We start from the raw sequence: 19859 nt of genomic DNA on the forward strand, positions 1-19859 counted from the left end.
CCCGCCGGCCCGGCGTCAGGCGACGACGGAGTAGGCGACCACGCCGCGCCGGACCCGCTCGACGGCGTCCAGCGCCGCGGAGCGCAGGTCCCCGTCGTCGCCGGCGGCCCCGGCGACCTGGTCGAGCAGGTCCACCGTCTGCTTGCACCAGCGGACGAAGTCCCCGGCCCCGAGCTCCAGCCCGGCGGCCTCCTCGAGCACCGCCGACAGGCTCGCCCCCTGGGCCCACCGCTGCATGGGCAGGGCGAGGCCGACGTCGGGCACCGAGGTCGGCGCGAGGCCGTGAGCCCGCTCCCGGTCCTCCAGGTCCGACCACAGGCTGACGACGTCCCGCAGCGCCGCGCCGACGGCGCCCGGGGGCGTCCGCGGCCCGGTGCCGACCTCCTCGCGGCGCGCCTCGAAGACGAGCGCCGACGCCACGGCCGCCAGCCCGGCGCCGTCGAGCCCGGCGAGGACCCCCTCGCGCAGGCACTGGGCCACGAGGAGGTCCTTCTCGGCGTACACGCGCTTGAGCCGGCGACCGGCCTCGGTGACCGCCACGTCGTCCGGCGCCCCGTGGGGCAGGCGGTCGACCACCCGGCTCCCGTCGGGGTCCCTGCCGCTGTCCTCGCGGCTGACCCGCTCCAGGTAGCCGAGCTCGAGCAGGAGGTCGCAGACCTTGTCGAACGTGCGGGCGATGCCGCTCGTGCGGCCCTCGATGCGACGCACGAGGCCGTCGGTCTCCCCGCGCAGGCGCGACCAGCGCTCGGCCCAGCGCGCGTGCTGCTCGCGGTCGGGGCAGCCGTGGCACGGGTGCTGGCGCAGCTGGCGGCGCAGGCCCTCGAGGGTCTCGAGCACGGCGTCGTCGTCCTGGCCGCGGCGGCGACGGGCCGGCCGCTCGGGCACCTCGCGCCGCTCGTCGGCCAGCGCGGTGCGCATCGCGCCCGCGAGGTCGCGACGCGCCCCGGCGTCTCGGGCGTTGAAGTCGCGCTTCACGCGCACGCGCGTGACGACCTCGACGGCGCCGGGCACGTCGTGCAGCGACAGGCGCCGCACCTCGCGCTCCTCGGTGAGCACCGTCGGCCGCGGTCCCTCGAGCCCGCCGGCCGTGCCGGGGTCCAGGACGACGGCCGTGCCGGCGCGCCGCCCCGCGGGGACCCGGACGACGTCGCCGACGCTCAGGCCCTCGAGGGAGTCGAGCACCTCCGCGCGGCGGCGGCGGGAGGCCTCGCGGCTGCCCTCCTTCTCCAGCTCGCCGATCCGGCGGCGCAGCGCGGCGTACTCGGAGAAGTCGCCCAGGTGGCAGTGCATCGCCTCGGCGTAGCCGTCGAGCGCCTCCTCCTGGCTGCGCGCCCGGCGCGCCAGGTCCACGACGGCGCGGTCGGCCTGGAACTGCGCGAAGGAGGTCTCGAGCACCTCGCGCGCGCGGGCCCGCCCGACCGTGTCCACGAGGTTCACGGCCATGTTCGAGGTCGGCCGGAAGCTCGAGCGCAGCGGGTACAGGCGGCGGCTGGCGAGCCCGGCGACGGCCTCCGGGTCCAGCCCCGGCTGCCACAGGACGACGGCGTGCCCCTCGACGTCGATGCCGCGGCGCCCCGCGCGGCCGGTGAGCTGGGTGTACTCCCCCGGCGTGATGTCGGCGTGGGACTCGCCGTTGTACTTCACGAGCTTCTCGAGCACGACCGAGCGCGCGGGCATGTTGATGCCGAGCGCCAGCGTCTCCGTGGCGAACACGGCCTTGACCAGCCCGCGGCTGAAGAGGTCCTCCACGACCTCCTTGAAGCGCGGCAGCAGCCCGGCGTGGTGCGCGCCGATGCCGCGCTGGAGGCCCTCGAGCCACTCCCAGTAGCCCAGGACGGCGAGGTCGGTGTCGGGGATGTCCGCGCAGGCGGCCTCGACGGAGCTGCGGATCTCCGCGCGCTCCTCGGGCGAGGTCAGGCGCAGACCGGCCGCCAGGCACTGGCGCACGGCCGCGTCGCAGCCCGCCCGGCTGAAGACGAAGGTGATGGCCGGCAGCAGGTCGGCGTCGTCGAGCGCCGCGACGACGTGCGCCCGGCTCGGTGCGCGCTGGGAGGAGCCCGGAGACCCGGAGGGAGCGGCCTGGCCGCGCGGCCGGTGCGGCGGGTAGCCGCCGCGACGGCGCCGTCCTCCGCGCGGCGGCGGGGCCCCGCGCCCGCCGAGGTCGCGGGCGCTGCGCTCCTCGTCGCGGGCGATCGCCACGAGCTCGGGGTTCACCGACGGGCGCAGGTCCCCGGCGTCGGCGGCCTCGACCGACCCGCCGGCGACCGCCTGGTCCGCCTCCCCGACGAACAGGTCGAGCATCCCGGCGCGGCCGGTCAGCACGTGCTGCCACAGCGGGACGGGGCGCACCTCGGAGACGACCACCTCGGTGCCGCCCCGCACGGTGTCGAGCCACGCGCCGAACTCCTCGGCGTTGCTCACCGTCGCCGACAGCGAGGCGATGAGGACGTCCTGCGGCAGGTGGAGGATGACCTCCTCCCACACGGGCCCGCGGAAGCGGTCGGCGAGGTAGTGCACCTCGTCCATCACGACGTACCCGAGCCCCTGCAGGGCCCTCGACCCGGCGTAGAGCATGTTGCGCAGCACCTCGGTCGTCATGACGACGACGGGCGCGTCGCCGTTGACGACGACGTCCCCGGTGAGCAGGCCCACCCGGTCGGCGCCGTGGCGCTCGACGAGCTCGGCGTGCTTCTGGTTGCTCAGCGCCTTGATCGGCGTCGTGTAGAAGGCCTTGCGACCCGTGGCCAGCGCCAGGTGCACGGCGAACTCGCCGATGACCGTCTTGCCCGCCCCCGTGGGGGCGGCGACGAGGACCCCGCGCCCCTCCTCCAGCGCGCGGCAGCCGCGCACCTGGAAGTCGTCGAGCCGGAAGGGCAGGGAGTCGCGGAAGCGCGCCAGCTCGGAGCCGTACCCGTCGGCGTCCGGCAGGGCGTCGTCCCCCGGCGCGTCGTCCCCCGGCCCGGCGTCGGCGGCCCCACCCTGCGCGGCGCGCTCGCGGCGGGCGCGCGCGGCGGCGAAGCGCGCGGCGGGCGACAGCTCCTCGACGTCGGTGTCCACGGCGGGGGAAGGGGTCGCCCCGCGGTCCCGGGGAGCGCCGGCGGCGGAGCCCCGGCGGGACCCGCCCGTGCGCTGGCGTCGCGACGGCATGCCGCCAGCCTAGGCGAGGACGCGCAGGCCCCCCGGGCGCACCCTGACGGACAGCGGCAGCGCGCCCAGCCGCTCGCCGTCGCCGTAGACGGGCGACTCGCGCCCGTCGGCCTCGGCGGAGAGCTGCACCGAGCGGACGCGGCGGACGCTCACGGCCGGGTGGTCGACGTGCGTCCCCGAGAACACCTTCGGGAAGACGCGGGCGATCTCCCACCCCGGCAGCGGGTCCACCACGACGAGCTCGAGGCACCCGTCCCCGGCGTCGGCGCCCGGGGCGATGCGCATGCCCCCGCCGAAGCTGGAGGTGTTGGCGAGGGCGACCAGCAGCGCCTCCCGGGTCTCGGGCACGCCGTCGACGACGAGCGTGTACCGCAGCGGGCGGCGGGCGGGCAGCTCCCGCGCCACGGCGAGGACGTACCGGGCGCGGCCCCGGGGCCAGCGCCAGCTGTTGGCCCGCTCGTTGACCAGGGCGTCGAAGCCGGCCGAGACGACGCCGAGCACGACCCGCTCGCGCGCGGCGCCGTCCGCGGGACGGGGGGAGCCGCTGCGCTCGGGGGAGCCCGCGGCGTCCCCGCCCTCGACGGCGAGGACGTCGACCCGGCGCGTGCGGCCCGCGCGCAGCGCCGCGACGGCGCGGCGCACGGCGCGCGCGGGGTCCGAGCCGTCCAGGCCCAGGCCGCGGGCGACGTCGTCGCCGGTGCCGGCGGGCACCAGGCCGAGCGGCAGGTCGTGCGCGGCGGCGACCTCGGCGCCCAGGTGCGCCATCCCGTCGCCCCCCACCACGAGCACGGCGTCGGCGCCCTCCGCCGCCACGTGCGCCCGTCGCAGCGAGCGCGACGCGCTGCTTCCCGTGGCGTCGAACACGCGAACCCCCAGGCGCGCGAGCTCCCGGCGCGCCGTCGCCGACGCCCCGTGGCCGCGCCCCGCCCCGGAGACCGGGTTGGTGAGCAGGCAGACGAGCGGGTCGCCCCTCACGCGGCGCCCGGGCGCCCGGCGGCGGCCGGGGACGGGGTCACAGCGGGCTCGCCTCGTCGTCGGACAGGCCGGCGTAGCCCTCGCGCAGGTCGCGGCGACGGCGGCGACGGTCGTTGAGCGCCGACACGCCGATGGCCAGGAAGAACAGGGCGCACATCGGGAGCGCCAGGAAGAACATCGCCGTCACCTCGGGGCTCGGGGTCGCGACCGCCGCGAAGGCGAAGCACACGACGACGACCCAGCGCCACCCGGCGAGCATCGTCTTGGCGCTCATGAGGCCGACGACGTTGAGGGCCACGAGCACCACCGGCAGGAGGAAGGCGATGCCGAAGGCCAGCAGGATGCGCATGACGAAGCCGAGGTACATCGACATGTCGACGACGTTGACGGTGCCCTGGGGCGTGAGGTCCACGAGGAAGGTCACGGCCCGCGGCAGCGCCGTGTACGCGAGGGCGACACCGCCGAGGAACAGCGGGACGGCGGCCACGACGAAGGCCGCCGCGTAGCGCTTCTCCCGCCGGGTCAGACCCGGGGTGACGAAGGCCCACAGCTGCCAGAGCCACACGGGGCTGGCCAGGAGCACGCCCGTGAAGATCGACACCTTCACCTTGAGGTCGAAGGCGCCGACGACGCTGCCGATGTTCGGCACGACGTCGTCCTCGCGACCGGCCGCCGCGGCCGCCACGTTCAGCGGCCTGGTGAGAGCGCCGAGGACCTCGTCGTAGAAGACCCAGCCGAGCACTGCGGTGACGACGACCGCGACCGCCGCGACGACGAGGCGGTTGCGCAGCTCGCGGAGGTGGGCCCCCAGGGGCATCCGGCCCTCGGGGTCACGGCCACGGCCACGTCCGCGGCGACGGCTGGGGGTGCGGATCGCCACCGGTCAGGCGGACGGGCGGTGCTGCTCGTCGCGAGAGCGCTGCTCCTCGCGCGCCCGGTCCACCGCGCGGCCCTCGAGGGGCTGCGGGGTCGACGTCGCGCTGCTGTCGCTCGTCCGCTTGGCCGACGCGTCCTCGTCGTCGTCGTCGTCCCGCAGGCTCTTGACCTCGGACTTGAAGATGCGCATGGACTTGCCGACGTTGCGCGTGATGTCCGGCAGCCGCTTCGCGCCGAAGATCACGATGATGACGATGAGGAGGATCAGGAGATGCCACGGCTCGGGGCGCATGTGCGGGACCTCTCGACGAGTGGGGTGAGCGGAGCGCGATGACGGGAGTGCGCGGCCCCTACCGGGCCAATGTACGCCGGGGCAGGCCGGCGCGACGGCGACGGGCGCGTGTCCGCTGGGCCAACTGCTGGGTGCGGCTGCGGCGCATGGCGACCGGGTCGTCGAACGCCGTGGTCACGACGGGCTCCCGGGGCTCCTCCGCCCGCAGGCGGGCGACCTGCTCGGACAGGGCGGCCGAGACCTCCCCGGCGCGCCCGAGCTCGGTGAGCACGGCCGTCGCCTTCCGCCAGAGGCCCAGGGCCAGGCGGAGCAGGACGACGGCGGCACCGACCACGAGCACGAGCCAGAGCAGGACCCACATCCACCACGTCACGGCGCGACCCTAGCCGGGGGGCCGGAGGCGCCGGGGAGCTCGTCCGCGTCGTCGCCCTCGCCACCGCCGGCGGCCGCCGCGAGCGCCGCCCGCGCGGCCTGCGCCACCTGCTCGGCCAGCGCCGGCGGGGAGACCACGCGCGCCGACCCGCCCAGGCGCAGCACGAGGCGGCGCAGCCACCCGTCGTCGGCCACCCGCAGGCGCACCCGCACCCCGCCGGGCTCGTCGGCGCGCTCGGTGACGTCCTCGACGGGGACGGACTCGGCGACCCAGCGCACGTCGGCGTCGAGGTCGAGGACGACGAGCGGCACCTCCTCCCCGGGGGCGAAGAGGCTGCTGCCCAGGTCGCGCGCCACGGCCTCGGCGGGCGGGGTGCCGTCCACGTCGAGCTCCTCGGCCGCCAGGACCCGGTCCAGGCGGAAGCGCCGCACCCCCTGCGCGCGGTGGCACCAGGCCTGCAGGTACCAGCGGCCGTCCAGGGACTGCAGCTCCATCGGGTCGACGTCGCGCTCGGTCGTCTCGTCCCGCGTGGCGACGAGGTAGCGCAGGTGCAGGCGCCGCCCCCGGGCGAGCGCGCCGCGCACGACGGCGAGGACGCGGGTGTCCGCGCCGGCCGCGAGGTCCAGCTGAACCGACGTCGCGGCGGCGGCCGCGTCCCCGGCGGCCGCCGTCAGCTTCGCGCGCGCGCCCTCGAGCGCCGCGCTGTCCTCGACCCCCTGCAGGTCGGCGAGCGTGCGCAGGCCGACCAGCAGGGCGAGCGCCTCGTCCTGGCCGAGGCGCAGCGGGCGCGCGATGGCGTCGGCGTTGCCCAGGTAGACGTGCCCGGACTCCCACTCGGCCTCGATCAGGTCGTCGGGCATGTGCCCCGGCGTCCCGCAGACGAACAGCAGCTCGAGGTCGGCCACGAGCTGGTCGGTCGAGATGTCGAAGTGGCGCGCCGCCTCCTCGAGCGCGACGCCCTGGCGCTCCAGCAGCCACGGGACCATCGCGAGCAGCCGGGAGAGCCGGTCGCCGGCGCCCGCCCCCGCGCCGACCGCGCTCGGGCCGGACGCTCGGGCGCCCGACCGGCCCGCCGCGGGGCTCATCGCCCCGTCCCCGCCGCGGCGGGGACGTCCTCGGCCGCCCCGTGGGCGGAGAGCACCCCGCGCCAGAGGTCCAGCACGGCCTCGCGCAGGTCCGGCGGGTCCAGGACGCGCGCGTCGGCGCCCAGCGCGGCCACCTCCTGCGCCAGCTCGTCGACGTCGGCGAAGGCCACCTCGACCTCCTGCGCGTCGGCCGGCGCCCCGGCCCGCAGGCGCAGCCCGGCCCCTGCCGCGCCCAGGAGCCGCACCCGGGCCGACCGCTCGGCGGGGGCGACCGCGCGCCCGCGCACGAGGGCGCGCGCGTCGAGGTCGGCGGGGACGGGGACCCCGGCCGGCTCCCCGGTGCGCGTGATGCCGGGGCTCACGCGGTCGAGCCGGAAGACCCGCGGCGCCCCGCGGTCGAGGTCGTGCCCCACGAGGTACCAGCGGCCGTAGCAGGAGGTGATGGCCCACGGCTCCACCCGCCGGCGCGCCGTCTCCCCCGTGCGACCGGTGCGGTAGCGGAAGGCGACCGGCGCGCGGTCGCGCGTCGCGGCGTACAGGGGGCTGAAGGCCGGCTCGCTCGTGCGCACGCGCGGCTCGACGCCGACGAGGGAGGACTCGTCGGGCTCCACCCCGAGGGCGCGCAGCTTCACCAGCGCCCGCGAGGCCGGGCCGGCGAGGCTGGCCTGCTGCCACACCCGCGACGCCAGGCCCAGGACCGCGAGCTCCTCCGGCGTCACGTCGATGGCGGGCAGCTCCCAGGCGTCGCGGTCGACGCGGTAGCCGGCCTCGTCGTCGAACCACGCCGCGTCGGTGCCGGTGACCAGCGGCACGCCGAGGTCGCGCAGCTCCTCCTTGTCGCGCTCGAACATGCGGTCGAAGGCCTCGTCGCTCGTGGCCTCGCTGTACTGCGGGACGGCCTGGCGGATCTGCTCCTTGCGGAGCCAGCGGCGGGTCGACAGCAGCGCGATCACGAGGTTGAGCAGGCGCTCCGTGCGCTGGGCGGGGGCCACGGCCCGACGCTACCCCGAGGGGACGCGCCCCCTGCCGCGGAGGCGATCGGCGGCCACGTCGTCGGGGGCCGCGCTCCGGACGACGCCGCCCCCTCGCCGGTCGCCGCCCCCTCGCCGGACGTGGCGCCGTCCGGGGCGGGTGGGCGCGTCGCCGCGGCGCGGGCCGTAGCGTCGCCCGGGTGCAGGACGACGGCGGGCACCGGCAGACGACCGAGGACGCGGCCCCCGGGGGGGCGGGAGCCGCGCGGCGCGGGGCCGTGCACTGGCGCCGGGGCCGCGTGACGGCCGTCGTCCGGGAGTGGCCCGGCGCCCGCGAGGTCACCGCCCGGCTCGACGAGCCCCTCCCCCGCGTCGGGGACGCCGCCGGCGACCCCGGTGCCCGGGACGGCGCGCTCGAGGTCCGCGCGACGGCGCTGGTCGACCTCGTGGGCGCGCCCGAGGTCGGCGACGAGGTGCTGCTGTCGGTCTCCGCGCTGGCGCGCGGCCTGGGCACGGGCGGCTCGGCGGGCGTCGTCGCGGTGCCGAGCCGGCTCCCCTCCGACCCGCCGCCGGCGCCGGGGCACCTCGTCAAGGCGCGCTACACCCCGCTGCAGGCGATGGTGCTGGGCGTCGACGAGCAGGAGTCCCCCGCCCACGAGGTGCTGGCCGACGCCGACGACCTCGGGGGGCTGCCCGTCGTCGTGGCCGACCTGCACTCCGCGCTGCCGGCGGTCCTCGCCGGGTGGCGCGCCGCGCGCGCGGACGCCGGGCTGGCCCCGGGGCGGTGCGTCTACGTCATGACGGACGGCGGCGCCCTGCCCGCGGCGCTCTCGCGCGCCGCCGCCGGGCTGCGGGGGGCGGGGTGGCTGGACGCCGTCGTCACCACGGGGCAGGCCTTCGGCGGCGACGCCGAGGCGGTGACGCTGCACACGGGGCTGCTGGCGGCCCGCCACGTGCTGGGCGCCGACCTCGTCGTCGTCGCCCAGGGGCCGGGCAACCTCGGGACGGGGACGCGCTGGGGGTTCTCCGGCGTCGCCTGCGGCGAGGCGGTCAACGCCGTCGCGACGCTGGGCGGACGGCCTGTGGCGTCCCTGCGCGTCTCCGGCGCGGACGAGCGCGAGCGGCACCGCGGCGTCTCCCACCACTCGCTGACCGCGTACGGCCGCGTGGCCCTGGCGTCCGCCGAGGTCGTGGTGCCGCTCCTGCCCGGCCCCCTGGGCGCGCGCGTGCGCGAGCAGGCCGCGGCCCTGGGGGCTCGGCACCGCCTCGTCGAGGTCGACGTCGCCGGGCTGGAGCCGGCCCTGGCCGACAGCCCCGTGCGCCTGTCGACCATGGGCCGGGGGCTGGCCGCCGACGCGGCGCCCTTCCTGGCCGCCGCGGCGGCCGGCCGGTGGGCGGCCTCCGGCGGCTGACCCGCCCGGCGCGCGAGGGCGCTCGGCGACGTGCCGACGCAGTGCCGCTCTGGGAGCGCTGAGGCGGCGTTATGTCGACGCAGTGCGGCTCTGGGGGCGCTCACCCGGCGTTGTGTCGACGCAGTGCGGCTGTGGGGGCGCTCACCCGGCGTTGTGTCGACGCAGTGCGGCTCTGGGGGCGCCCAGGCGGCGTTGTGTCGACGCAGTGCGGCTGTGGGGGCGCTCAGGCGGCGACGTGCCGACAGGGTGCGGGTCTGGAGGGGGGGGGACGCACGAGACCCCGCCGTCCGCGGTGCGGACGACGGGGTCTCGGGGCGGGCGCGCGAGCCGTCAGGAGACGGAGTCGAGGTCCACGACGAAGACGAGGGTCTCGCCCGGGGCGATGACCGGCGGGGCGCCGCGGTCGCCGTAGCCCAGGTGCGGCGGGATGGTGATGCGACGGCGTCCGCCGACCCGCATGCCCTGGATGCCGGTGTCCCAGCCCGAGATGACCTGGCCGGCGCCGAGCTGGAAGGACAGCGGCTGGCCGCGGTCCCACGAGGCGTCGAACTGCTGGCCCGTGGACCAGGACACGCCCACGTAGTGAGCGGCGACGGTCGAGCCGGCCACCGCCTCCTGGCCCTCGCCGGTGACGAGGTCCTCGAGCACCAGGTCGGTCGGCGGGTCGGTGCTGGGGATGTCGACGACGGGCTTGTCAGCCATGGGGTCCTCCGCAGGTCGGGTGGGGGTGGTCGGTGGGTGCGTCCGCGGGACGCCGTCCGCCCGGACCAGCGCAGCGGCGCCGCGCGCTGTTCCGGGCCTCCCCTCCCGCGGGCTGCCGGGAGGGGAGGAGGCGTCAGCGGGTCGAGCTCTCCGCGGCGAGGACGTCGACGACGAAGACGAGCGTCGACCCGGGCGGGATGCTGCCGGTGTCCTGGTCGCCGTACGCCTGGTCGGGCGGGGCCACGACCATCACGCGGCTGCCGACCGGCACGCCCGCGAGGCCCTGGTCCCAGGCCGGGATGACCTGTCCCCCGCCGAGGGCGAAGGAGAACGGCTCGCGGTCGTCGCCGCGGGAGGAGTCGAAGACCGACCCGTCGCTCCAGAGCACGCCGGTGTAGTCCACGACGACGGTGTCCCCCGCCGCCACCTCGCGCCCGCTCCCCCGCACGAGGGTCTCGACCCGCAGCTCCGCGGGCGGCTCGCCCTCCGGCGCCGCCACGGTCAGCGCGCCGCCCTCGCCCTCGGACACGGCCGGCAGCCCGGCGGGCAGGGGGACCTCCTCGCCGTCGACGTCCGGGAGCACCTCGGAGGCGCTGAGCACGTCCACGAGCAGCAGGACCGAGCCGTCGCTCCCGGGCGCCGTCGTGGCGCCGGGGGCGGACGCGCCGAAGTCCTCGGGGCTGACGCCCACGAGCACGCGCGAGCCGACGGTCTGGCCGACCACGCCGGCCACGAGCCCCGGCACGGTCGTCGCGGGGTCGGCCTGCAGGACGAGGCGGGACTCGGTCTCGTAGGTGGTCTCCAAGACCTCCCCGGTGCCGCCGTCCACCGCCAGCACGTCCATCGCCACGAGGTCGCCCTCCTCGACGACCCGGCCGTCGTCGTCCCCCTCCTCGACGACCTCGGTCACGGTCTCGGCGACGCTGACGGGGGTCTCGACCTGGAGCTCGGGGCTCTCGGCGCCGCCGACCACCTCCACGCGCGAGAGCGCGTCCTGCTGCTGCTGCTGCTCGGGAGCGGGGGCGGCCTCCTCCCCGCACCCGGCCGTGAGCAGGAGGACGGGGAGGGAGGCGGCCAGGACCGCGCGGGAGGTTCGGGGGCGTCGCAGGTGTCGCACGAGGGCCTCTCGTCGTGCCGGGCGTGCCGGCGGTGCTGCCCGACCGCGGTCGGCGTGCACGCACGGTAGCGCGCGGTCCTGGACGGTCACTGGACGGCGGCTGGGCGCGGGCAAGCGCGACGGGAGCGGCCGAGACACCCGTCCTGCGGGCGGCGGCGAGGTCGCCGCCCGGCGTCACATGCTCTCGATGAGGCGGGCGACGCGCTCGTCCACGGCGGCGAACGGGTCCTTGCACAGCACCGTGCGCTGGGACTGGTCGTTCAGCTTCAGGTGGACCCAGTCGACGGTGAAGTCGCGCCCGTGCTCGGTGGCGGCGGTGACGAACTCCCCGCGCAGCCGGGCGCGCGTCGTCTGCGGCGGGACGGTCCGGGCCGTCTCGACCTCCTCGTCCGTGGTCAGCCGGTCCACGAGCCCGCGGGAGGCGAGCTGGTGGTACAGGCCCCGGCGCCGCGAGACGTCGTGGTAGGCGAGGTCGAGGCGGGCGACGCGCGCGCTCGCCAGGCCCAGGTCGTGCTTGCGCATGTAGCGATCGAGGAGCCGCTTCTTGATGGCCCAGTCCAGCTCGCGGTCCACGAGCGAGGTGTCCTGCGTGGCGACGGCGCGCAGGCCCCGCTCCCACAGGTCGAGCACGGCCTTCGTGGTGCTCGTGATCTCCCCGGCGTCACCGCGCTCGACGAAGGCGCGCGCCAGCTCGAGGAACTCGCCCTGCAGGTCCAGCGCGCTGGCCCGCCGCCCGCTGGCGAGCTTCAGCGGCCGCCGACCGGTCGGGTCGTGGCTGACCTCCCGGATGGCCCGGATCGGGTTCTCCAGCGCCACGTCGGGCACGACGACGCCCGCCTCCAGCATCCGCAGCACGAGGTCGACGGCGCCGACCTTGAGCATGGTGGTGGGCTCGGCCATCGAGGAGTCCCCGACGATCACGTGCAGCCGCCGGTAGTGCTCGGCGTCGGCGTGGGGCTCGTCCCGGGTGTTGATGATCGGCCGCGAGCGGGTGGTCGCGCTGGAGACGCCCTCCCAGATGTGGTCGGCCCGCTGGGAGTAGCAGTACGTGGCGCCGCGCGGCGTCTGCACCACCTTGCCGGCGCCGACCAGCAGCTGGCGCGTCACGAGGAAGGGGATGAGCACGTCCGAGAGGGCGCTGAACTCGCCGGCGCGCGGCACCAGGTAGTTCTCGTGGCAGCCGTAGGAGTTGCCCGCGGAGTCGGTGTTGTTCTTGAACAGGAAGATCTCGCCGGTCACGCCCTCCTCGGCGAGCCGGGCCTCCGCGTCGGCCACCAGGCCCTCGAGGATCCGCTCGCCCGCGCGGTCGTGGACGACCAGCTGCTGGACGTCGTCGCACTCGGGCGTCGCGTACTCGGGGTGGGAGCCGACGTCGAGGTAGAGGCGGGACCCGTTGCCGAGGAAGACGTTGCTGGAGCGCCCCCAGGCCACGACGGTGCGGAAGAGGTACCGGGCCACCTCGTCGGCCGACAGCCGGCGCTGCCCCTCGGCGACGCACGTGACGCCGTACTCGGTCTCCAGGCCGAGGATGCGACGCTCCATGGCCAGACCCTACGTCCGGTCCACCCGGCTCGGGCGGTGCCCGCCGTCAGCCGGGACCGGACCCCTCGCCGGAGGGCGAGGCCGGCGTGTCGGCCGGGAGCCCGGGGTGACCGGGGGCCTCCGCGGGCGCCAGCAGGTCGGGCGTCCGCGGCGCGTCGACGGTCGGGTCGTCGGCGTCCAGCAGGCGCTCGAGCAGCTCGCCCTGGACGCGCCGGAACGACCGGCGCGGCAGGCCCCGCTCGAGGACGGCGACCTCCAGCGACGCGCCCGGCAGGTCGCGGCGCGGGCCCGCAGCCGGGTCGGCCGGGTCCGTGGCGAGGACGCGCCGGGCCAGCGCGAGGGCGTCGGCGAGCCGGAGCCCGGGCCGCCAGCCCTCCGCCAGGACGCCGGCGAGGGCGTCGGCCGCCCCGCCGACGACGACCGCGCCGCGCTCGTCGGCGACCGAGCCGTCGTAGGTGAGCCGGTAGATCTGGTCGTCCTCCTCCGCGGCGCCCACCTCGGCCACGAGGATCTCGACCTCGAGCGGCTTGCTCTCGGTGGTGAAGACGCTGCCGAGGGTCTGGGCGTAGGCGTTGGCCAGCCCTCGCGCGGTGACGTCCGCGCGGTCGTAGGAGTAGCCGCGCAGGTCGGCGTAGCGCACGCCGGCGACGCGCAGGTTCTCGAACTCGTTGTACTTGCCCACGGCCGCGAAGGCGATGCGGTCGTAGATCTCGCTGACCTTGTGCAGCGCCCGGGAGGGGTTCTCGGCCACCAGGGCGATGCCCGCGTCGAAGCACAGGACGACCACCGAGCGGCCCCGGGCGATGCCCTTGCGCGCGAAGTCGGCCCGGTCGCGCATGACCTGCTCGGGCGAGACGTAGAACTGCTGGGTCACGAGGGGCCCTCCTCCAGGCGGTCTGCGGTGCGGGCGTCCAGCACCCCGCGGGCCACCTCGGCGACGCGCGAGGCGGGCACGCGCCGGTAGCCGGCCTCGTCCACGACGGCGACCACGGGGTGGATGCCGCGCACGAGGTCCGAGCCGCCGGTGGCGGAGTCGTCGTCGGCCGCGTCGTGCAGCGCCTCGACGGCGGTGGCGACGGCCTCGTCGACGCCGCGGGTGGGGCGGTGCAGCTTCTTGAGCGCGCCCCGGGCGAAGACGGAGCCGGAGCCGACCGAGTGGTGCCCTCGCTCCTCGTAGCGGCCGCCGGTGACGTCGTAGCTGAAGATCCGCCCGCGGCGGCCCGCGAGGTCGTAGCCGGCGAAGAGCGGGACGACCGCCAGCCCCTGCATCGCCAGGCCGAGGTTGCCGCGGACCATGGTGGACAGGCGGTTGGCCTTGCCGTCCAGGGAGAGCACGGCGCCCTCGATCTTCTCGAAGTGCTCGAGCTCGACCTGGAAGAGCCGGACCATCTCCACCGCGATGCCCGCGGTGCCCGCGATGCCGACGCAGGAGTGCGTGTCGGCGGGGAAGACCTTCTCGATCTCCCGGTGCGCGATCGCGCTGCCTGCGGTGGCGCGGCGGTCCCCCGCCATCACGACGCCCCCCGGGTAGGTGAGCGCCACGATCGTCGTCGCGTGGGGCGGGTCCAGCTCCGGGGCCAGGGCGCCCCCGGCCGGGAGGGGACGGCGGCCCGGCAGCAGCGAGGGGTCGTGGCTGCCCAGGAAGTCGGTGAAGGAGGCCGCCCCTGGCACGTGGAAGGTCGCCGGGAGCCGGCCCGCGGGGCCGCCGGGGAGCTGCGGGGCGGGGGTGGCTGGCATCACGGGGCGACCCTAGCCCCGCCCCCCGACAGCCGACCTGCGGCGGCGACCTCCGGCAGCCGGCCCGCCGAGCGGCGGCCGGCCGGTCGCCGAGGGCCTACTGGCCGCCCTTCTGCACGAAGGAGCGCACGAAGGTCTCCGCGTTCGCCTCGAGGACGTCGTCGATCTCGTCGAGGAGGTCGTCGACCTCGGCGTCGCCGGCCGAGGTGCGGGCGGTGGTCGTGGGCGCCGGCGCCGGGACCTCGTCGGGCTCGTCCTCACGGCGCTCGTGCCGACGCTGCTCCTGCGGTGCCATGGCTGCTCCTGCCGTCCGGGGCCCGTCGCCGGGCTCCCCCGCGTCGGTGCCTGCACCGCGATGGTAGGCGCCGCCCGCGGCTGCGGGCAGGGGCGGCGCCCGGCCTCAGCCCGCCGGGCGCCCGCCGGTGAGGGCGAGGACGAGGTCGGCGGCCGTGGGGCAGCGGTCGAGCAGCGCGCCGGTGCTGGCCCGCGTGCCGCGCAGGGGCTCGAGCATGGGCACCCGCTGCAGGGAGGTGCGGCCGGCGACGTCGAGGATCACCGAGTCCCAGCTGGCCGCCGCCACCTCGTCGCCGTAGCGGCGCACGCACTCCCCCCGGAACCAGGCGCGGGTGTCCTCCGGCGGGTCCACGACGGCGCGGGCCACGGCCGCCTGGTCGTGCAGGGTCTCCACGGCGCCGCGGGCCACCAGACGGGCGTGCAGACCCCGCTCGGGCCGCAGGTCGGCGTACTGGATGTCGATGAGCGCGAGCCGCGCGGCGTCCCAGGACAGGTCCTCGCGCGTGCGGAAGCCCTCGAGCAGGCGCAGCTTGGCCACCCAGTCCAGCTGGCGGGCGCACCGCATCGGGTCGGCCTCGAGGTCGGTGAGCACCTGCTCCCAGCGCTCCAGCACCTCGGCGGTGTCCGCGTCCACGGCCGCTCCCTGGCGGCGCTCGACGAAGGCGCGCACGGCCTCCAGGTGGCGCCACTGCAGCTGCACCGCCGTGAGCCGCTCCCCCGTGCGCAGCGTCAGCAGGTGGGTCAGCGAGGGGTCGTGGCTGACGGCGCGCACGGCCGCCACCGGGTTCTCCAGGGCGAGGTCGGGGGCCTCGCCGGCCTCGACCGTCGCCAGGACCAGCGACGTCGTCCCCACCTTGAGCAGGTTCGCCACCTGGCAGAGGTTCGCGTCACCGACGATGACGTGCAGGCGCCGCCAGCGGTCGGCGGTGGCGTGCGGCTCGTCGCGGGTGTTGACCAGCGGCCGCTTCAGGGTGGTCTCGAGCCCCACCTCGGTCTCGAAGAAGTCGGCGCGCTGGCTCAGCTGGAAGCCGCTGCCGTCCCCCGTCTGCCCCCGCCCGACGCGCCCGGCGCCGGTGACGACCTGGCGGCTGACGAAGAAGGGCACCAGGGCCCGGACGATGTCGGCGAACGGCGTCGACCGCGGCATCAGGTAGTTCTCGTGGGTGCCGTACGAGGCGCCCTTGCCGTCGGTGTTGTTCTTGTACAGGACGACGTCGCCCAGGCCCGGCGAGGCCGCGATGCGGCGCATGGCCTCGCGGGCCACCTCGTCGCCCGCCAGGTCCCACAGCACGGCGTCGCGCGGCGTCGTCACCTCGGGACCGGAGTACTCCGGGTGGGCGTGGTCGACGTACAGGCGGGCGCCGTTGGTCAGGACGGTGTTCGCCAGCCCCGCCTCCTCCAGCTCCTCGGCGACGTGCAGCGCGGTGCCCGCGCTCGCGGCCTGGGACGCGGCGACGTCCGGCGGGACGTCGGTGAGCTGGCTGGGGTGCGCCCTCGCCCGGTCCACCTCGTACCCGCGCGCGTCGCGCAGCGGCGCCTCGTCGGCGTAGTCCCAGCGGGTGGCCCGCCGCGAGCGCGTGCCACGTCCTCCCCCGCTCCCCGAGGGGGACGCGTAGGCGTGCACGACGCGGCCGGACAGCAGCATCGGGTTGGCCTGCGCCTCCCCGGGGGCGCTGATGCCGAACTCGGTCTCCACGCCCATGACGCGGCGCACGCCGCCGTCGCGGCCCCAGGGGCCCGGGCCGGCCGCGCCGGAGGTGCCGGGGGTGGGGCGGGCGGGGTCCTCGGCGCTGCTCATCGCGGCCGAGCCTACGGTGGCCCGGTGAGCCCGACCCCCGTGCGTCCGCCGGCCGCCGCGCTGGCCGTCGACCTCGTGGCCGTCCTCGTCTTCGCCGGCGTCGGCCGCGCCAGCCACGTCGAGGGCACCGGCCTGCTGCAGGTGGCGGGGACGGCGCTGCCCTTCTGGGTCGGGGTGCTGCTCGCCTGGGCGCTGCCCCGGGTCCACCGCGACCCGGCGCGGCCCGCCCCCGCCGGGGTCCTGGTGCTGGGCGGTGCGGTCGTCGTCGGCCTGGCGCTGCGCCTGGTGACCGGCCAGGGCGCACCGGTGCCCTTCGTCGTCGTGACCGCGGTCGTCCTCGCCGTCCTGCTCCTGGGCTGGAGGTCGCTGGTGCGTCTCGCCGGGCGGACGCGCCGCTCGGGGGCGTGACGCCGCTAGGTTAGGCTCGCCTGACCACTTCCCCTGGTCCGTGGTGCGCACCGCGGCACCCGCTGTCCCGGTCGACGCCCGCGCGGGCCGACCCGTCGCAGGAGGACCACCGAGCATGAGCCCGGCGAGCACGAGACCGGCCGTCGCCAGGACGGCCGCCGCGGCGGCCGCCCTCCTCCTCGCCGGCGCCCTGTCCGCCTGCGGGGCCTCGGAGCCCGTCGAGACGGCCACCGCCGGCACGGGCGACGGCGAGGGCGCCACGAGCTACCCGCTGGTGGTCGACAACTGCGGCCGCGAGGTGGTGGTCGAGGCCGCCCCCGAGCGCGTGGTGTCCCTCGACCAGGGCTCCACCGAGATCCTCCTGTCGCTCGGCCTGGCCGACCGCCTCGTCGGCACGGCGTCCTGGACCGACCCGGTGCTGCCGGAGCTCGCGGCCGCCGAGGAGGGCGTGCCGCGCCTGTCCGACGACGCGCCGTCCTACGAGGCCGTCCTGGGCGCCGACCCCGACCTCGTCACCGCCTCCTTCGGCCGGCACTTCCGCCAGGGCGGCGTGGTGGAGCGGGAGCGCCTGGAGGAGACCGGCATCGGCTCCTACCTGTCGCCGACCGACTGCGAGGACGACCTGGTCGTCAACGGCGGCGGCACGCGCACCCGCCCCCTCGAGGTCGACGCCCTCTACCGCGAGATCCGCGAGCTCGCCGCGGTCTTCGACGTCCCCTCGCGCGGCGAGGAGCTCGTGGCCCGCCTGGAGGCGCGCGCGGAGGCCGCGACCGCCCGCATCGCCGACCGCGACGTCTCGCTGGCCTTCTGGTTCGCCGACACCCGGACGCCGTACGTCGCCGGCGGGCTCGGCTCGGCCCAGCTGCTCGCCACCACCGCGGGCGCCGAGAACGTCTTCGCCGACCTCGACGACGACTGGCCGGCCGTGGGCTGGGAGACGGTGGTCGACCGCGACCCGGACGTCCTCGTCCTCGGGGACCTGCAGCGCGACCGCTTCCCCGGCGACCTCCTGGCGGACAAGGAGGCGTTCCTGGCCGCCGACCCGCTGACGCGCACGCTGGACGCCGTGCAGGAGGAGCGCTACATCGCCCTGCACGGGGCGGAGATGAACCCCTCGATCCGCTTCGCCGACGGGCTGGAGAAGATCGCCGACGGCCTCGAGCGGCTCGAGGTGCCGTCCTGACCGCTGCGCCGACGCGACCCGCCCCCGCGCCGCCCCTCCGGCGGCCCGCAGGGGCGGGCCTGCCGCGACGCCGCACCGCGCCGGTGCTCCTGCTCGCCCTCGGCGGGCTCGCCGCCCTGGTGCTCTCGGTGCTGGCCACCAGCGCGCTCGGGCCGGCGGACGTCTCGCTCGTCGTGGTGCGCGACGTGCTGCTCAACCACCTCGGCCTCGCGGACGTGCCGGTGCGCCCGGCCAAGGACGCCATCGTGTGGGAGGAGCGCCTCCCCCGGGCCCTCACCGCCGCCGCCTGCGGTGCCGGTCTCGGCATCTGCGGCGTGGTGATGCAGGCCCTGCTGCGCAACCCGCTGGCCGACCCCTTCGTGCTCGGGATCTCCTCCGGCGCCTCCACCGGGGCCGTCGTCGTCGGCGTCCTCGGGCTCGGCGGCACGGCGCTGGGGCTGCCGGGCGGCGCCTTCGTCGGCGCCCTGCTCGCCTTCGGGCTGGTGCTGCTGCTGGCGCGGCTGGCCGGCGGCGGCACCGAGCGCGTGGTCCTCGCGGGGGTGGCCGGCACGCAGCTGTTCTCCGCGCTGACCTCCGCCGTGATCTTCGCCGTCGCCGACTCCGACGAGACCCGCGGCGTCATGTTCTGGCTGCTGGGCTCCCTGGAGGGCGTGCGCTGGCACGACGTGGCGGTGTCCTCCGCCGTCGTGGTCGTCGGCACGGCGATCTGCTGGGCCCGCGCCCCCGCCCTGGACGCCTTCGCGTTCGGCGACGAGGTCGCGGCCTCCCTCGGCATCGCCGTCGGCCGCCTGCGGCTGCTGCTGCTCGTGCTCACCGCCCTGGTCACCGCCGCCCTCGTGAGCGTGGCGGGCGCCATCGGCTTCGTCGGGCTGGTGCTCCCCCACGCCGCGCGCCTGCTGGTGGGGCCCGGTCACGTGCGCCTCGTGCCGGCCACGGCGCTCGCCGGCGCCGTCTTCATGGTGTGGGTGGACGCGGTGTCCCGCATCGCCTTCGCGCCGACCCCGCTGCCGGTCGGCGTCGGCACCGCGCTCATCGGCGTGCCGGCCTTCGTGCTCGTCATGCTCCGCCGCCGGCGGACCCTGTGACCCTCGAGGCGCGGCAGGTCGCCTGGCGGCGCGGCGGCGTGCTGGTCGTGGACGGCGTCAGCCTGCACCCCGCCCGCGGCGCGACCGTCGGCCTGCTCGGGCCCAACGGCTCCGGCAAGTCCTCGCTGCTGCGGCTGCTGGCCGGCGCCGTCCGCCCTGACGAGGGCGCCGTCGCCCTGGACGGCGTGCCCCTGCGGTCGGTGCCGCGGCGCGACGTCGCGCGGGCCGTCGCGGTGGTCTCCCAGCACGCCGACACCGAGGTCGACCTGTGCGTCCGGGACGTCGTCCGGCTCGGCCGCCACCCCCACCGGGGACTGCTGGGCGGCGACCCCGGTCGTGACGACGCGGCCGTCGACGCGGCGCTCGCGCACACCGGGCTCACCGACCGCGCCGAGCGCAAGTGGCACACCCTGTCCGGCGGCGAGCGCCAGCGCGCGCAGATCGCGCGGGCCCTGGCGCAGGAGCCGCGCGAGCTGCTGCTGGACGAGCCGACCAACCACCTCGACATCCACCACCAGCTGGAGCTGCTGCAGCTCGTGGCGCGCCTGCCCGTCACGAGCGTCGTCGCCCTGCACGACCTCAACCTGGCGGCCATGTTCTGCGACCAGCTCGTCGTGCTGACGGCCGGCCGCGTCGTGGCGGCCGGCACACCGGCGGAGGTGCTGACCGCGGAGCTCGTCGCGCGGGTCTACGGGGTGCGGGCGCGCGTGCGCACCGAGGACGACGGCCGCACGAGCGTGCTGTTCGAGCCCGGACCCGTCGACGCGCCCGCGGAGCCCGTGCCGTCCGCCTGACCCGGCTCCCGGCGACGCCCGGCGGTCCCCGTCCGAGCCGTCACCGGTCGGCCGAGGGGGTGCGGCCG

The 19859-nt window shown here is 77.1% G+C and carries 19 protein-coding genes; 5 read left to right on the top strand and 14 right to left on the bottom strand.

Annotated elements, in window-relative coordinates:
* Window positions 1-15: 15 nt before the first annotated feature.
* The 7 genes from Q0848_RS15745 to Q0848_RS15775 form a co-directional block, all read right to left on the bottom strand.
* The gene (locus tag Q0848_RS15745) at window positions 16-3147 is read right to left on the bottom strand and encodes an RNA helicase (protein ID WP_299039232.1); all 3132 of its coding nucleotides are present in this window, start codon (window positions 3145-3147) and stop codon (window positions 16-18) included.
* Window positions 3148-3156: 9 nt separating this feature from the next.
* Complete coding sequence (locus Q0848_RS15750; RefSeq protein WP_299039233.1) at window positions 3157-4122, bottom strand: diacylglycerol kinase family protein; 966 nt, start codon at window positions 4120-4122, stop codon at window positions 3157-3159.
* Window positions 4123-4159: 37 nt separating this feature from the next.
* Window positions 4160-4939: a twin-arginine translocase subunit TatC gene (gene tatC / locus Q0848_RS15755; RefSeq protein WP_299039235.1), complete on the bottom strand. Its 780-nt coding sequence runs from the start codon at window positions 4937-4939 to the stop codon at window positions 4160-4162.
* Between the two features lie 66 nt (window positions 4940-5005).
* Window positions 5006-5290 (bottom strand): Sec-independent protein translocase subunit TatA, encoded by a 285-nt coding sequence (gene tatA, locus Q0848_RS15760; protein WP_299039236.1) that lies wholly within the window; start codon window positions 5288-5290, stop codon window positions 5006-5008.
* A 58-nt stretch (window positions 5291-5348) separates the two neighbouring features.
* Window positions 5349-5663 (bottom strand): hypothetical protein, encoded by a 315-nt coding sequence (locus Q0848_RS15765; RefSeq protein WP_299039238.1) that lies wholly within the window; start codon window positions 5661-5663, stop codon window positions 5349-5351.
* The gene (locus Q0848_RS15770) at window positions 5660-6748 is read right to left on the bottom strand and encodes a YafY family protein (RefSeq protein ID WP_299039239.1); all 1089 of its coding nucleotides are present in this window, start codon (window positions 6746-6748) and stop codon (window positions 5660-5662) included. The genes Q0848_RS15765 and Q0848_RS15770 overlap by 4 nt, the downstream gene beginning before the upstream one ends.
* Window positions 6745-7740 (bottom strand): YafY family protein, encoded by a 996-nt coding sequence (locus tag Q0848_RS15775; RefSeq protein WP_299039240.1) that lies wholly within the window; start codon window positions 7738-7740, stop codon window positions 6745-6747. The genes Q0848_RS15770 and Q0848_RS15775 overlap by 4 nt, the downstream gene beginning before the upstream one ends.
* Window positions 7741-7997: 257 nt before the next feature.
* Between Q0848_RS15775 and Q0848_RS15780 the strand changes: the two genes are divergently transcribed.
* Window positions 7998-9131, top strand: coding sequence for a DUF3866 family protein (locus Q0848_RS15780; RefSeq protein ID WP_366146640.1), 1134 nt, complete (start codon window positions 7998-8000; stop codon window positions 9129-9131).
* Between the two features lie 330 nt (window positions 9132-9461).
* On the opposite strand, the gene Q0848_RS15785 is transcribed toward Q0848_RS15780, so the two are convergent.
* The 7 genes from Q0848_RS15785 to dop form a co-directional block, all read right to left on the bottom strand.
* On the bottom strand, window positions 9462-9833 hold the full coding sequence (locus Q0848_RS15785; protein ID WP_299039244.1) for an FKBP-type peptidyl-prolyl cis-trans isomerase: 372 nt from the start codon (window positions 9831-9833) through the stop codon (window positions 9462-9464).
* A gap of 133 nt (window positions 9834-9966) precedes the next feature.
* Window positions 9967-10950, bottom strand: coding sequence for an FKBP-type peptidyl-prolyl cis-trans isomerase (locus Q0848_RS15790; protein ID WP_299039245.1), 984 nt, complete (start codon window positions 10948-10950; stop codon window positions 9967-9969).
* A gap of 174 nt (window positions 10951-11124) precedes the next feature.
* Window positions 11125-12492, bottom strand: coding sequence for a Pup--protein ligase (gene pafA / locus Q0848_RS15795; RefSeq protein WP_299039247.1), 1368 nt, complete (start codon window positions 12490-12492; stop codon window positions 11125-11127).
* A 46-nt stretch (window positions 12493-12538) separates the two neighbouring features.
* Window positions 12539-13366 carry a proteasome subunit alpha gene (gene prcA, locus Q0848_RS15800; RefSeq protein WP_299039248.1) on the bottom strand — a complete coding sequence of 276 codons (828 nt, stop codon included), beginning with the start codon at window positions 13364-13366 and terminating at the stop codon, window positions 12539-12541.
* Entirely contained in the window at window positions 13363-14229 is an 867-nt protein-coding gene (prcB, locus tag Q0848_RS15805) for a proteasome subunit beta (RefSeq protein WP_299039296.1), read from the bottom strand. The genes prcA and prcB overlap by 4 nt, the downstream gene beginning before the upstream one ends.
* Window positions 14230-14326: 97 nt before the next feature.
* Window positions 14327-14524 carry a ubiquitin-like protein Pup gene (locus Q0848_RS15810; RefSeq protein ID WP_299039249.1) on the bottom strand — a complete coding sequence of 66 codons (198 nt, stop codon included), beginning with the start codon at window positions 14522-14524 and terminating at the stop codon, window positions 14327-14329.
* 105 nt (window positions 14525-14629) lie between these two features.
* Window positions 14630-16225, bottom strand: a complete 1596-nt coding sequence (dop, locus tag Q0848_RS15815; RefSeq protein ID WP_366146641.1) for a depupylase/deamidase Dop — start codon at window positions 16223-16225, stop codon at window positions 14630-14632.
* A 120-nt stretch (window positions 16226-16345) separates the two neighbouring features.
* On the opposite strand from dop, the gene Q0848_RS15820 reads away from it, so the two are divergent.
* The 4 genes from Q0848_RS15820 (at window position 16346) to Q0848_RS15835 (ending at window position 19791) form a co-directional block, all read left to right on the top strand.
* A complete protein-coding gene (locus tag Q0848_RS15820; RefSeq protein ID WP_299039253.1) occupies window positions 16346-16729 on the top strand; it encodes a DUF3054 family protein in 384 nt (127 codons plus the stop codon).
* A gap of 115 nt (window positions 16730-16844) precedes the next feature.
* Complete coding sequence (locus Q0848_RS15825; protein ID WP_299039254.1) at window positions 16845-17912, top strand: ABC transporter substrate-binding protein; 1068 nt, start codon at window positions 16845-16847, stop codon at window positions 17910-17912.
* Between the two features lie 89 nt (window positions 17913-18001).
* Entirely contained in the window at window positions 18002-18997 is a 996-nt protein-coding gene (locus Q0848_RS15830) for an iron chelate uptake ABC transporter family permease subunit (RefSeq protein WP_366146642.1), read from the top strand.
* A complete protein-coding gene (locus Q0848_RS15835; RefSeq protein ID WP_299039257.1) occupies window positions 18994-19791 on the top strand; it encodes an ABC transporter ATP-binding protein in 798 nt (265 codons plus the stop codon). Before Q0848_RS15830 ends, Q0848_RS15835 begins: the two co-directional genes overlap by 4 nt.
* The last annotated feature ends 68 nt before the right edge of the window (window positions 19792-19859 follow it).

Origin of the sequence: uncultured Pseudokineococcus sp. (genome assembly GCF_947495735.1) — a bacterium.
Lineage (GTDB): Bacteria > Actinomycetota > Actinomycetes > Actinomycetales > Quadrisphaeraceae > Pseudokineococcus.